Source organism: Salmonella sp. NW884, assembly GCF_051700745.1.
In the GTDB taxonomy this organism is placed as follows: domain Bacteria; phylum Pseudomonadota; class Gammaproteobacteria; order Enterobacterales; family Enterobacteriaceae; genus Salmonella; species Salmonella enterica.
Window position 1 is genome coordinate 163,554 of the sequence record NZ_JAMMDE010000001.1, and the last position, 14,556, is coordinate 178,109.

Genomic DNA, 14,556 nt, shown 5'->3' on the forward strand with positions numbered 1-14,556 from the left:
CTACAATAGCCGCCATTTCGCTGCTATTGGATAAGAAAGACTGTATGCGCCAGCAACCTCACTATCTCGAATTGTTAAGTCCGGCCCGTGACGCCGCAATTGCTCGCGAAGCGATTTTGCATGGCGCAGATGCCGTCTACATCGGCGGACCCGGTTTTGGCGCGCGTCATAACGCCAGTAACAGTCTGCGCGATATCGCCGATCTGGTTCCGTTTGCTCACCGTTATGGCGCCAGGATTTTTGTCACGCTGAATACTATCCTGCATGATGATGAGCTGGAGCCCGCGCAGCGGTTAATCACCGATTTGTACAACACCGGGGTGGATGCGCTGATTGTGCAGGATATGGGCATTCTGGAACTGGATATCCCGCCGATTGAGCTTCACGCCAGTACACAGTGTGATATTCGCAGCGTGGAAAAAGCGAAATTTCTTGCCGATGTCGGTTTTTCACAGATTGTACTGGCGTGCGAGCTTAATTTGAGTCAGATAGCGGCTATTCATCAGGCTACTGACGCCACGATTGAGTTCTTCATTCATGGCGCGCTGTGTGTCGCTTATTCTGGGCAGTGTTATATCTCTCATGCGCAAACCGGGCGCAGCGCCAATCGGGGCGACTGTTCGCAGGCCTGTCGTTTACCGTATACGTTAAAAGACGATCAGGGGCGGGTGGTCTCTTACGAAAAACATTTGCTATCGATGAAAGATAACGATCAAACGGCTAACCTCGGCGCGTTGATCGATGCAGGCGTACGTTCCTTCAAGATTGAAGGGCGCTACAAAGACATGAGCTATGTCAAAAACATCACCGCGCATTATCGTCAGATGCTGGACGCGATTATCGAGCAACGTGGCGATCTGGCGCGTGCATCGGTTGGTCGGACCGAGCATTTTTTTGTTCCCTCCACGGAGAAAACCTTCCATCGCGGCAGCACCGACTATTTTGTTAACGCGCGGAAAGGCGATATTGGCGCATTTGATTCACCAAAATTTATTGGCTTGCCGGTAGGCGAGGTGCTGAATGTGGCGAAGGATTATCTCGACGTAGAAGCTACGGAGCCGTTGGCGAATGGCGATGGTCTGAACGTGTTGATTAAGCGTGAAGTGGTGGGTTTTCGCGCCAATACGGTGGAGAAAACCGGTCATAACCGCTACCGCGTTTGGCCAAATGATATGCCTGCCGACCTGCATAAAGTCCGTCCGCATCATCCGTTGAATCGTAATCTGGATCATAACTGGCAGCAAGCGCTGACAAAAACCTCCAGTGAGCGCCGTGTGGCGGTTGATATCATGCTGGGCGGCTGGCAGGAACAGCTTATTCTGACACTGACCAGTGAAGACGGTGTCTGCATCACGCATACGCTTGACGGGGTATTTGAGGAAGCCAACAACTCTGAAAAAGCGTTGAATAACCTAACAGCCGGACTGGCGAAGCTGGGACAGACGCCTTACTACGCGCGTGATATGCAGGTGACATTACCGGCGGCGTTGTTCGTGCCAAATAGCCTGCTCAATCAGTTCCGTCGGGAGGCGATTGATATGCTTGACGCGGCGCGGCTGGCCCATTATCAACGAGGTCGTCGGAAACCCGTGGCGCAGCCTGCGCCCGTCTATCCGCAAACGCATCTCAGCTTTCTCGCTAATGTCTACAACCACAAAGCGCGGGAATTTTATCACCGTTACGGCGTACAATTGATTGATGCGGCCTATGAGGCGCATCAGGAGAAGGGCGAGGTACCGGTCATGATCACCAAACACTGCCTGCGTTTTGCGTTCAACCTTTGTCCAAAGCAGGCGAAAGGAAATATTAAGAGTTGGAAAGCCACGCCGATGCAGTTGGTGCATGGCGATGAGGTACTGACGCTAAAATTCGACTGCCGCCCTTGCGAAATGCATGTCATTGGCAAAATTAAAAACCACATCTTAAAAATGCCCCAGCCCGGCAGCGTTGTCGCTTCAGTGAGCCCTGAAGCGCTGATGAAAACGCTGCCGAAGCGCAGGGGCGTTTAATTAACGAAAATAGCTCTCTGGTTTGCGCGATTTCTGCCAGTTGTGGTGCTCGCGCAAGCCTTCCGCTGATTCTTCCGCTGCCGCCCGTAATTCATCGCTGTCGGCTTCGTGTCTGAGCTGGTGCCCTCCCGTCGCAAACCATACGAATGCGTGGTCTTGCTGTTTCGCCAGTAACTGGCCTGAAAACAGCGCACAGGTCAGTAAAACTACTGATAACGTTTTTGTAAACATCATGCCACCTTCCAGTTACGTCGTGAGGCTATGATGCCAATAATTTCTTTGAGTTATTATTCAACACTTCAAATTAGCGAAAACGGTTTGTCAATAAGTGCGATAAGTTGTATGAGAAAATATACTTATACTCAGTATCTCAATTATAAAAATAACGAGCCAATTCGTTCCATGCGAAATTCATTATTTCCTAGAAGTAAATTTTAAAGGTATTGTATTAGATGGTTTTGGTATTGCCAGGGGATTGTAAGCCATAATAATTTATGGTGTGGTCAACTCTGGTGATGAGCCTCATTTTTTGTTGTTTCAACGAGTGAAGATAAATCTTCGGAAAAAAGGCTGTTATGAACTTGTAGCGCTACATATTCAGCAAGATCGTTTAAACATAGCAGGTCATGAGAGGAATTTTCCTCAAGCATATTCATTAATATCTCATTCTTAAACAAACATGAATAAACTAGTTGAGTAACTGAACTTTGTGTATGATTTGGCTCAAATATTGCATTCGTTAAGTTAGTATTCTCAATAACCTTTGCGGCTATTTTATTTTTGATAGCGTCGTCAATAGCTGTTACACCTGCCTGGGCGATGCCCAGATTAATCCTGGAGGAGATGGCGGCTTTTCTTTCCTGTTCCTTCCAGTCACATAAATTACCCTTTTCTGCCATGGCGATAAGCGTCTCTTCTATATTTTTTAGGTCAACGGGAAATGTTATACCGCCGGATAGCGAGAGTAGTAACCGTTCAGGGAACAAGCAACATAGCGGTTCACAAACATAAGTGCTAGCTTTTATATTAATATCAGAATATCTTTTCAGGTGGGCAGGCTGAGTATCAACACAGAGCACTGTTCTATTCATTATATTATAATAGTAGTGATCCTGACGTATCACAATGCATAACGGAATATCTTCGCCATCTTTAATAAATAGATTTGTATATTGACACTCAGCATCTTTATAGTGCTGAAAATGGAAATTTCCTCTGCATGACGGTGATGATAATTCATATAACGCGCAAAATAAATCAAATAAACGTTGCGCGTCAGGCGGAGAGGCAACATCACATAATTCCTTTATATATTGATCGGCAGCGGATCTTTGCGTGTCACAAAAAAAATCTTTAATCTTTTCCCATAGTAACGTAAAGAAGGAGCGTTGAGAGATGGCGCTTTGAGAAAACATCTCACTCTTTAAAAATCCTCTTCCGATAGTAATTGGCATAATGTAGACCACAAGTGATTATATAATACTTCATTACTGGAATAGGTGGTATTCGAAATATTATCCCATGTTGCCCATCGGTTTGCCTATCGGTGAAACACCTGATTTTTGTTTTGTCCTGAACCGTCAACATTATTGTTCAATTGTCCAATTGTTCAAATCGACCCGTAGCTTTAGTCATGCCCACGCCTCCTGACCATGAAATATGTCAGGTAAAACGAATGAAAGTAAAACGATTTTCTTAATTCTCACATCATCATGTACTATGAGTAATGATTAATTACGCGCTCTATTATTTTTAGAGAAAGTAAATAGTTGCTCAACCGTGTAGAAATTGTCTTATAAGAAGTTAAACTAAAAGTATTATTAGGCTAACAACAATGAGATGTTTAGCGGTAGGGCAGAAGGCCAATACTGATAGTGCTTATGATATAAATACCTTACTCTTTAGTTTTTGTCTTAATTATATTTGTTGTAACGATTAGCTGACGGCTTTATTTCCTGTTGGGCGATAAAATTATAAAAACCTGCGAGGAGGCTCAAAATGAAGAAATCAGATGGTGAAATTCACGGAAAGACAGCATCCTGGGGCATTATGCAGTCAGAATGGCTAAGAAAATGTGGACGGCTATTATTGCTGTTACTTTACCGTTTCGTTATCGGATGGGCTTTTTTTCAGTTACTTGCCATGATTGTGGCAGGGATATTTTTGTTAGGCGTCTTATTATTTCATCCCATAATATTTGTACAGACTATCGTAATCACCGAAAAGTTAAATCATGCTTCGCTTGATTTATGGCATATCCTTAAGTTATGCCTATGGCATTACGGTATCATCGCAGGGTTTATTTTTATGGCGGAGTGTACGGTAAGTAAAAGTATACGGCAGGTTCAGCGCTTGTCCAAAAAGTTTGGGGCACAGGATTTTTCTTCACGCCCGTGATCCGCCGTTGCAACCTGCGTTCTTACTGAATAATGGCTATGACCAGCAGACCGAGTTATCTCGGTTCGAGGGGGATTCTATGTGTTTGAACAACTGCGGTGAATCGTAATTTCAGAGGCATTATCGCCGACAATCGAAGCGTTCTAATTGCCTTCCTGACTATATAGTGGTCTTATCTTTGGCGAAACAATCTTATTTAGTTATGGAAGGCGACAACAACTGTACTACTGATTATCAAATGACCTTTCTGGTCAGGTAGACTCGCCTTTGTGAAAACACATCGTTATCTGTGCTCCTGGGACTCACTCCCTTGCCGCCTTTAAGCAACTCGAATTATTTTGGGTATAGAACAGGAGGCGCAGTGGTCGTATAAGCAAAATATAAACTCTCCGTTTGTGATAAGGCACAGATTACAGGGGGAATGATGTTTATTTTAACCATCTGTTTAAGCGGTGTCCGCTAATCTTTACCTGCTCAAATACATAATCACCCCTGTGACTCTCGCGAGGTGTAACATATGGTAAAATGCGTATCTTCTTTCCTCCTGTTCAGCCTGTTGTCCGTTCAGGCAATGTCAGCTGAAAACCATATTGATCTCCACCAGCCAAAAGACTTTGTCGATATTACTACGGTCGCCCCCGACGTACAGGTAGACATGCGATACTTCAGTTCCCATAACTTTATTGGTCGCCCCATTAAAGGCTATAACGCGCCTGTTTGCCTGTTAACACGACCAGCCGCAAACGCAGTGAAGCAGGTCGCCGATCGTTTACGCCCCTTCGGACTTACCTTAAAAATATATGATTGCTACCGTCCGCAAAGCGCAGTGAACGACTTTATCGCGTGGGCCAAAGATCCTTCTCAAAACCAAATGAAAAACGAATTTTATCCGCAGGTAGAGAAAAAGCGTCTGTTTGAGGAAGGTTATCTTGCCGCCAGATCCGGCCACAGTCGGGGAAGTACGCTTGATCTAACGATTGTTCCACTTGACAGTAAAATACCGATATACCATCCCGGACGACCACTGGTGAATTGTACTGCGCCCGCGGCGCAACGCTCGCCAGATAATAGTCTGGATTTTGGTACCGGCTTTGACTGTTTTAGTCCGTTATCCCATCCCGATAATGTCATGCTTACCGCTCAGCAACGCGCAAATAGGTTGTTATTACAAACATTGATGCGTGATGCGGGCTTTACGCCACTGGATACTGAATGGTGGCACTTCTCCCTTACTCATGAACCATACCCGAACACCTGGTTTGACTTTCCCGTTAAGCAGAGACCCTGAAACGGCGTTTTGTTGCGAAATCTAATCATTACGCCTGTTGGAAAGCACCATAACAGTTAGCAAATCATTGTTAATTTTAACAACTGATATACACTGCGGTTGCCACCTGCAAGCAGCGCTCAATGAGATCGAATAATGAAAAAATATCAACGTCTGGCGGAGCAAATTAGAGAACAAATCGCCTCTGGCGTTTGGCAACCCGGCGATCGATTACCCTCGCTGAGGGAGCAGGTCGCCAGTAGCGGCATGAGTTTTATGACTGTCGGTCATGCGTACCAGTTGCTGGAAAGTCAGGGACGGATTATCGCCCGTCCGCAATCTGGTTATTATGTCGCGCCGCATCCGGTTTGTCGGTCAGTCGCGACGGCAGCGCACGTTATTCGGGATGAAGCCGTAGATATCAATACCTATATTTTTGAGATGCTGCAGGCCAGCCGTGATACCTCAGTGGTGCCTTTTGCTTCAGCGTTTCCCGATCCGCGTCTGTTTCCCTTGCCGCAATTGAACCGCTCGCTGGCGCAGGTCAGTAAAACCGCGACGGCAATGAGCGTCATCGAAAACTTGCCGCCAGGTAATGCAGAATTGCGCTATGCGATAGCACGCCGTTACGCGCAGCAGGGGATTACCGTTTCTCCTGACGAGATTGTCATTACCGCCGGCGCGCTGGAAGCGTTGAATCTTAGTTTACAGGCGGTGACGGCGCCGGGAGACTGGGTGGTGGTGGAGAACCCCTGTTTCTACGGTGCGCTACAGGCCCTGGAGCGATTGCGCCTGAAAGCGTTGTCGATACCCACCGATGTTAAAGAAGGCATCGATCTTATGGCGCTGGAACAGGCGTTACAGGAATATCCGGTGAAAGCGTGCTGGTTAATGACCAACAGCCAGAATCCGTTAGGGTTCACGCTGAGTGCTGAGAAAAAAGCGCGGCTGGTTGCGTTACTCACGCATCATAACGTGACGCTAATTGAAGACGATGTTTATAGCGAACTCTACTTTGGCCGCGAGAAACCTCTGCCCGCCAAAGCATGGGATCGCGACGATACCGTGTTGCATTGTTCGTCTTTTTCCAAATGTCTGGTTCCCGGTTTTCGCATTGGCTGGGTTGCGGGAGGAAGCCATGCCAGACAAATTCAGCGTTTGCAGTTAATGAGCACATTATCCACCAGTTCCCCCATGCAATTGGCGTTAGTGGATTATCTCTCGACACGTCGATATGACGCGCATCTGCGCCGATTGCGAAGGCAGCTTGCCGAACGTAAACAGCAAGCCTGGCAAACCCTTTTGCGCCATCTCCCGGCGGAAGTAAAAATTCACCATAACGATAGCGGTTATTTTCTTTGGCTGGAGCTACCTGAGCAGCTTGATGCCGGTGAACTTAGCGCCAAAGCGCTTGAACACCTTATCAGTATCGCGCCGGGGAAAATGTTTTCAACGTCCGGCGCCTGGACGCGTTTCTTTCGTTTTAACACTGCATGGCATTGGGGAGAACGGGAAGAACAGGCCGTAAAACAGCTTGGCAGCCTGATTCGCGAGATGCTGCGCGCTAAAAGCCTTGTGTGAGGTGGAATGCGTGTCAGCTCACAACCTGACTAAATTTCCCGAGTGTGCCGAGTGAGCATCTGGCGCGCCGTCTATTTTTAGGAAAGCGGCGGCTCGTTCGCCGGAAATCGATTAATGACGATATGGGAAAATGCTATGCAATATCAATTACTGATTAATGGCGTGCTGGTGGACGGCGAGGGAGAAAGGCAGTCTGTTTATAACCCGGCGACAGGCGAGGTCATACTTGAGATTGCGGAAGCGTCGCCCGCGCAGGTTGACGCCGCAGTGCTGGCCGCCGATAGCGCGTTTGCCGAATGGGGGCAGACAACACCCAAAGCACGGGCGGAATGTCTGTTAAAACTGGCGGACAGCATCGAGCAAAACGCCCTTGAGTTCGCCCGGCTTGAATCGCAAAACTGCGGTAAGCCTTTGCACTGCGTAATTAATGATGAAATTCCGGCAATCGTGGATGTCTTTCGCTTTTTTGCCGGCGCGGCCCGTTGTTTGAGTGGGCTGGCGGCGGGCGAATATCTGGAAGGACATACGTCGATGATCCGCCGGGATCCGATTGGCGTGGTTGCCTCTATCGCGCCGTGGAATTATCCGCTCATGATGGCGGCCTGGAAGCTGGCGCCAGCGCTGGCGGCAGGTAACTGCGTGGTGATTAAGCCTTCTGAAATCACGCCGCTGACGGCGCTTAAACTTGCCGCGCTGGCGAAGGATATCTTTCCGCCGGGGGTGCTCAATGTCCTGTTCGGACGAGGGCAGACTGTTGGCGATGTATTGACCGGTCATGAAAAAGTACGCATGGTCTCTTTAACCGGTTCTATCGCGACCGGGGAACATATTCTGCGCCATACTGCGCCAGCGATAAAACGTACGCATATGGAACTCGGTGGTAAAGCCCCGGTGGTTGTTTTTGATGACGCCGATCTGGATGCGGTGGCGCAGGGCGTCCGGACTTTTGGTTTCTATAATGCCGGACAGGATTGTACTGCTGCGTGCCGTATATACGCGCAGCGCGGTATCTATGATGCGCTGGTCGAAAAGCTAGGGAACGCGGTGAGCAGCCTGAAAATGGGCGCGCCGGAGGATGAGTCGACAGAGCTGGGGCCGTTAAGTTCGCTGGCGCACCTGAAGCGCGTCACAGCGGCAGTAGAGGAGGCGAAGGCCCTCAGCCATATCCGTGTGATTACTGGCGGAAGTCAAACGGAAGGTAAAGGTTACTATTTCGCTCCAACGTTGCTGGCAGACGCAAAACAGGAAGATGCCATCGTGCAACGCGAAGTCTTCGGCCCGGTGGTCAGTATAACCGTCTTTGATGATGAAGATCAGGTTCTGAGGTGGGCCAACGATTCTCGCTATGGTCTGGCATCCTCCGTCTGGACTCAGGACGTCGGGCGGGCGCACCGGCTTAGCGCCAGATTGCAGTATGGCTGTACCTGGATTAATACCCATTTCATGTTGGTTAGCGAAATGCCGCATGGAGGGCAAAAACAGTCGGGATACGGCAAAGATATGTCATTGTATGGTCTGGAAGACTACACCCTTGTCCGCCACATCATGGTTAAGCATTAAGGATCATTTACTGTTCAGAAAAATCGTGAAAAAATAGGCGGGTGTCGGCGGAGAGGGGGACCTCCCCGCCAACATGCGCAGCAAGTACTCAAAGGTTGAACACCTCAAGCAAACCAGCCGAATCTCAACGAGATCAGACCCAAAAGTCCTGCAGCAGCAAAGACATTAATCAGCACGACGGTTTTACTGGAAACATTCATTTTCGCCACCTTTCATCATAACCCCTATGGGTATAGTACGGGTTGGCGAGATCCGCAATAATACGTAAACAGGATATTCTGTGAGCGGAGCCGTGCATTGAGAACGTTTTGCTGTTAAGGCTGATAAACCTTGATGTGTGTCAAATAAAAAGAGCATATTGCGCGCGTTTTTTCCTCTGGTTGGCGCGGATGCCTGATATGACCCTCTTTCAAAAGATATTAATTTTTTACGCCGTTATGGCGGTGATATCATCCCTGATCACCTGGTTTTTGACTCATGACAAAAAACGAATTCGTTTCCTGAGCGCCTTTTTGGTTGGCGCGACATGGCCGATAAGTTTCCCCGTCGCATTGCTGTTTTCGCTTTTCTGACCTCAAGCCCGATACAGGTTACCGGGCATGGTTTTTCCGCCAGGTCAGGCTATCAGGGCAATTAATTGCGCTCTGTCTACGTTGGTAACGTCCTGCGGATGCCGATATCCTGCGTTCTCATTGGCCAGGGTATACAGCGCAACAAGCCAGTCATAGACATAGCGGCTGGCGGCGTGAACGGGCTGTTCGTCAAGCTTTGTTAGACGCAACATTGTCGAACGCGGTGTTGCGGCGAAAATGGCTGCGCCTTTCTGAACGCGGCTGGCCGGGCGTTGGGCCTCCTCGATATTTGCGTAGCCGAGCCAGGCGATGAAGTTACCAATGATGGCATGAAGCTGCGCGCCGCTCACCTCCTCGCGCTGCATGGTTTTCTGTAACTGCTGAGGTAAACCGAGGCGATAGCTGGCGGTAATTAAAATCTCCGCCACGGCGTTGAGCATCTGCGGTTCCAGTCCCAGACGCTGCGCATTATCCCGGCAGTGGGCCCATTGGCGCAGATGATTGATCCACATTTTGTGCGCCTGGTAGCCTGTTTCGTGACCTTCTGACGCTGAAGCGCGCGTTGGTTCGTCGGCAAAGAGATCGATCGCGTCATTAAATAAACCGCTGACCTGTTCTTCTCGCGACTGTCGGGTGCGCAGCAACGCTTCGAAATTCTGTACTGGCGGTAACAGCCCGGCCAGCAGGTCGCCATGTCTGGCGGCCTGGGCCTGAAGACGCCGGATCACGGTTTCAACCGGTAGCCGCGCGTCATCAAACATCGGTAACAGATCGCGCACGCGGCCTCGTAGTTGTTCGCGTAACGCCTGTAAGCGCGCCTGTCGCTGTGGTGCCGATGTCGCCTGCGATAACCACTCCACCAAACGCTGCATACTGTGTTTATCCAGTGCCTGCAACGTTCCCCAATGCACGCCAGGTTTACCCATCAACTGCTGGACGGCCTCATCCAGATTTTGCTGGGTGGCAAAACGGGCATCCTGTGGAGTAATAGCCCAGACGACGCCGGGTAACGCTGATTCATGCTGCGGCTGCGTGGCGTTAACCCACTCCAGTAAGTGACGGGCGGCAGTGGACGTTTGCGAGCGAGATGCCAGAGCATTGCAAATCACCAGAACATCGGGCTGTATCTGCTGACGGTAATGGGCCAGCATCCAGCCTAATTTCGCCCGCCATAACGGATGAGGATGACTGTCTGGCGCGACCGGAATATCCAGTAAATCAACGTTATCCAGTACGCTATTTTCAACGGTTAGCACCAGTTCGCGGGTAAGCAGCGCCAGAGAATCAAGCGAAAGGCTGACCGCATTGAGCAGTCGGCCTTCCTTAACCGGATGCACCACCACATCGCTTTGCGTATCGCTGGCGGTTAGCGCCATTTGCGTCAGGAAGTTTTCCGCCGGTAAGCCAAAATGATCGACCAGCAGGCTGAGCGGCGCCGCCAGTTCCCCGGCATGGCCGGTTTGTTGCAACATATGCGCCAGCGCCAGCCATTGCTGGGTGATCTCTGGTTGCTCTCCCCACAGTAATGCCCAGGCGTGCGCCCGTGTAGTGAGATCCAGCGTAGGCAAGAGCGAGGCAAAGTGTTGCCATGTCGCATCATCAATATGTTGTCTGGCGGACGGCAGGCAAGAGCGCCAGAAACTCGCGATGGTCGCTACCTCTTCAGCGGTAACGCCGGGGACGGGCTGCGGTTGGCGAAGCGATTGCCATTTCTCCAGGCGTGATGTGATAATGGATTTTTCGACCTGGCGACAAACGGGGGACGCGCTGGTCCAGGCAATAAAGATCTGCACCAGTTCGGCTTCACTGATCAAGCGCAGGCGCAATGGCCAGCCGTTCTCGTTTGAAAAAATGTCGCGCGTAAAGCGAATAGCCATATTCGCTGGCGCATGACCCGGATTGATGTGGCTGAAATAATCATAGTCACGGTCCGGCGTGATAATTTCCAGCTTGCCATTCTCGTTACCGCATAGCGTCGTTAACAGATGCGCTTTTGCGGATTGCGCATACCCGTACAGACCAACGCAGCCATGTGACGCGCAGGCGGCGTTGAGCGCTGACTCATCCGCCGCGGCAAGCGTAAGTTGCGCCAGCAGAGCGTCGGCTTCGTCATCCAGTCGCGTTGCGTAACGGCGCGTGTTGTTAACCCACTCGATAACAGCCTGGGTGGTGTTTAACGGTTTTGTCATTTCAGGTATACACTCCCACTATCTATCCAGTAGTGGCTGCCGCTGTGGCGACGGTCAGCCAGCGTATTCAATTTTAATGTCAGCGCATCGGCGGCGACCGGCGTCCCGTCCTGAAGCCAGGCATCACTTAATATGAACGATTCCGGGGCGCTATCTTTGCTACTGTCGCGTAATTTCAGTCGGACATTCAGTACGCCGTCGCCAGCGATGGTTTTCGCCAGTTCGGCGGAATTAATACTCAGGCAATAGAGTGGGGTTGCCGGCCAGCGACTGTTCGCCAGTTGACGAAAGCCCAACGTCACGTTGCCGCGTAGCGGAAAATGCAGGCGTGCGTCCAGCGTTGCGCCGGGTTTATCCAAATCGATCTCGTGATACCAGATATTCTCATCGCGAAGGGTATTAACGGTATTATCCAGTACGCCGAGATAACGCACAGTCGAATACGCGCCGATATCAGCCGCTTTAAAATTGAATCGCGGCAGACGTAAGTCCAGCGCCAGGCTGCATAACATCGCGCCCACCGCGGCAGTGGATTTTGGATTGCCGATACGCCCTTGCTGACTGAAGGGATACCATTCATGTACCTGATATTTATCCATCCACACAATGCGATTAACCGGCACCGGTTGTAAGTGCCGGATGAGCGCCTGTACGCCGGGTAAACAGGCCGGTCTCCCCGTCACCAGCAAGATATCGCAGTGATAGTGGGAGATCGCTTCGCAGACCGCATGAAGCGGCGTTGTCAGCGTAAACTGACCGGCCAGCAGAGCCTCCTGAAGCTGGCTAAACTGGATTTGCAACGGCACATTGAATATATCAAATGTCGGCGAACCAGACGGTAAGGCATGATCGATCGCCTGCTGGATATAGTTCATCACGTTGCTCGTTGGGCGGCGGATCAGCAGATCGCCAAATGTCGCGTGTAAACCGGCAAACGGATCGTTAATGTCGCTTTGCTCCCAGGCGGAAAGTACCGCGTGGCCCAGCGGCATAAATAATTGCAGCGCCGTTTGCTGGCGCAAAATGGCCTGAGTATCAATTCGTCCCGAATCGCCAAATAAGGTCGCCAGCAGGGCGGCGGCATCCGTAACGCCTGCCCGTTGCAACGCCGTTTGCAGGGAAGGGAGTACGCAACGCTGAATGATATCCAATAGCAGATCGTCCCCGGCGACTTTAAAACCTTCGCGAAACAGGAGATGAGGCGTAATTTTTACATTGGCCCCCACGCCGTCATCTAACTGATAGTGAACGATCGCCATATCCGTCGTGCCGCCACCGATATCAATCGATGCCACGCGCAACGCGCGTCCGGGGACGACGCCGGGTTCAGGCTGGCGATCCGGTCTGGCCAGCGCATTAAAAAAGGATTCGGTACGCCCGGCGTAATGCGAAATGGCTTCGTTATAAAGCCATACCAGTTGGCCGCAACTTGCTTCGTCCCATTCCATCTGTATTTCTGGTACCGGCACTACGCTTTTTTCACGCTGCTTAGGCGTGGTGAAATCCTCATCCTGCGGATGCCAGCCCATGGCTTTCCAGACCAGCGCCAGCGCTTCAAACATTCGCTGGCGGAAAATTTCTCGCTCCTGTTTCGGCATGGCGGAAGGCAGCGTTAAAATCAGGGTGCGTAGCTGGCGCGGCGAGGCGGGAAAGCCGAGCCGCAGCCGGGTGGCGACGCTGTTAATTTGCCCCAGCGCCTGAGCCAGAATTTCGCACAACATATGCGTCATCAAGGTGCTACGGCTGTATTGCGGCGAAAAAACCGGTAGCCTTTCTTCATGCGGCAGGCGGAATAACGGCTGTCCATCGTCGTTCATCAGATTCATCAGCGGAAACGCGGTGGCAAGCGGTTCGCGCTGCGTTTTACCGTGGATCTGGCTAAAGCGCCAGTCCTGCAAGGCGGGGGTTTCATCCCACAGGTAGCGGCGCGGGCTGGAGATACCGCTGCTGCCTTCGGTGCCCACACGCTGCATAGCAAGGGCGCGAGCCTCGTCGCCCACACGCACAATGGAAGGCCAGACAAAGGCGTCGTCTCGTCCGCTTTCGACAGAAAAGTGTTGCTTGCCAAAGCGCGCTTCTGAGAATTCCACCCGGCTGGTAAATAAAGGATCGTTCAGATACTGCGGCTCGCTTAAAGAACGCACCTGAAGCTCTGCCGTCTGGCGTAACCCGTCATTCGCATCGCCATGATCCTCGATCAAGACGCCGCAGGTATGCGTATTGCCGACATCCAGAATCAGATCGACCGGGATTGCGGGCGTGCTTAACGTATGTGTCACAAACTTTACTTCCGGCACCGTAAGCTGTTCGCCTAACAGCGTCAGTAAATTCAACCAGTGCGCCTGATACTCAAAGCTACGCAGCGCTTGTTGTATGGCCTGTTCCGAACGGTTTTCCACCTGTGAGGCATACTGAAGAAACGACTCGCGCAGCCAGCCGTCAATCCATGTCTGGTCAAGAAAATCGGCAACTTCTTCATCGCGCCAGGCGAGCGCAAAACGTGTGCCATTGAGCAGATCGTTTTCGCAAGGCGCCAACGCCGCAGGCATATTTTTTGCCAGTTGACTGTCGAAGGCGAGGGTGATGCGGTGTGTGTTTCCGGCGCTATCTGGCTCGCTGAGTTTACGTACCTGAATGCGCGCCCAGTTATCCGGCCCGTCAATAAAGGTACGCGGCGGATTAAAACGCAGGAACGGCAGGGGAAGCCAGATCCCGTCGAGTACATCCAGAGAATAGTGCAGCGTCTGAGTGCTTTCCGGTTTCACGACTTCGGGTTGGCCGCCAGCACGTCCTGGCAACGTGTAGCGCCCGCTGGTCAGATCAAAATCGAGGCGCAGTAGCGGGCCGTTTGCCGTTTTGCGCACAAAACGTCCGTAGTGGGCCGACTCTTGCGGCGTTAAGCCAAAATCAAGAAACTGGACGCCGCTGTTTGCAATGAGCGTGACGCTCTGTTTGTAATCACACAGATTGACCAACATAAA

General features: G+C 50.9%; 11 protein-coding genes and 1 pseudogene. 7 read left to right on the forward strand and 5 right to left on the reverse strand.

What is annotated here, in order from left to right; genetic code table 11:
* Window positions 1-44: 44 nt before the first annotated feature.
* The gene (locus NA197_RS00835) at window positions 45-2,009 is read left to right on the forward strand and encodes a peptidase U32 family protein (protein WP_438796675.1); all 1,965 of its coding nucleotides are present in this window, start codon (window positions 45-47) and stop codon (window positions 2,007-2,009) included.
* Here NA197_RS00835 and NA197_RS00840 read toward each other — a convergent pair whose 3' ends face one another.
* The gene (locus NA197_RS00840) at window positions 2,010-2,240 is read right to left on the reverse strand and encodes a YncJ family protein (RefSeq protein ID WP_001537894.1); all 231 of its coding nucleotides are present in this window, start codon (window positions 2,238-2,240) and stop codon (window positions 2,010-2,012) included.
* Between the two features lie 272 nt (window positions 2,241-2,512).
* Window positions 2,513-3,463: an SPI-2 type III secretion system effector SifB gene (gene sifB / locus NA197_RS00845; RefSeq protein ID WP_064043135.1), complete on the reverse strand. Its 951-nt coding sequence runs from the start codon at window positions 3,461-3,463 to the stop codon at window positions 2,513-2,515.
* Between the two features lie 544 nt (window positions 3,464-4,007).
* Between sifB and ugtL the strand changes: the two genes are divergently transcribed.
* From ugtL to patD, 5 genes and pseudogenes are all read left to right on the forward strand, one after another.
* Window positions 4,008-4,406: a hypothetical protein gene (gene ugtL / locus NA197_RS00850; RefSeq protein ID WP_045900218.1), complete on the forward strand. Its 399-nt coding sequence runs from the start codon at window positions 4,008-4,010 to the stop codon at window positions 4,404-4,406.
* Between the two features lie 32 nt (window positions 4,407-4,438).
* Window positions 4,439-4,665 (forward strand): annotated as a pseudogene (locus NA197_RS00855) (hypothetical protein).
* Window positions 4,666-4,923: 258 nt separating this feature from the next.
* Window positions 4,924-5,694, forward strand: coding sequence for a M15 family metallopeptidase (locus NA197_RS00860; RefSeq protein ID WP_001579893.1), 771 nt, complete (start codon window positions 4,924-4,926; stop codon window positions 5,692-5,694).
* Window positions 5,695-5,829: 135 nt separating this feature from the next.
* Complete coding sequence (gene ycdR, locus NA197_RS00865) at window positions 5,830-7,254, forward strand: GntR family transcriptional regulator YdcR (protein ID WP_000760691.1); 1,425 nt, start codon at window positions 5,830-5,832, stop codon at window positions 7,252-7,254.
* A gap of 114 nt (window positions 7,255-7,368) precedes the next feature.
* Window positions 7,369-8,814, forward strand: coding sequence for an aminobutyraldehyde dehydrogenase (gene patD, locus NA197_RS00870; protein WP_072158820.1), 1,446 nt, complete (start codon window positions 7,369-7,371; stop codon window positions 8,812-8,814).
* A 104-nt stretch (window positions 8,815-8,918) separates the two neighbouring features.
* Here the strand turns inward: patD and yncL are convergent, their stop codons facing one another.
* Complete coding sequence (yncL, locus tag NA197_RS00875) at window positions 8,919-9,014, reverse strand: stress response membrane protein YncL (RefSeq protein WP_001103198.1); 96 nt, start codon at window positions 9,012-9,014, stop codon at window positions 8,919-8,921.
* 198 nt (window positions 9,015-9,212) lie between these two features.
* Here yncL and NA197_RS00880 point away from each other — a divergent pair, with 198 nt between their 5' ends.
* Window positions 9,213-9,386 carry a GhoT/OrtT family toxin gene (locus NA197_RS00880; protein ID WP_000171943.1) on the forward strand — a complete coding sequence of 58 codons (174 nt, stop codon included), beginning with the start codon at window positions 9,213-9,215 and terminating at the stop codon, window positions 9,384-9,386.
* Window positions 9,387-9,430: 44 nt separating this feature from the next.
* Here NA197_RS00880 and srfC read toward each other — a convergent pair whose 3' ends face one another.
* A complete protein-coding gene (gene srfC, locus NA197_RS00885; protein WP_064043445.1) occupies window positions 9,431-11,575 on the reverse strand; it encodes a virulence-associated effector SrfC in 2,145 nt (714 codons plus the stop codon).
* Complete coding sequence (locus NA197_RS00890; protein ID WP_064043446.1) at window positions 11,572-14,553, reverse strand: virulence factor SrfB; 2,982 nt, start codon at window positions 14,551-14,553, stop codon at window positions 11,572-11,574. Before NA197_RS00890 ends, srfC begins: the two co-directional genes overlap by 4 nt.
* Between the last annotated feature and the right edge of the window lie 3 nt (window positions 14,554-14,556).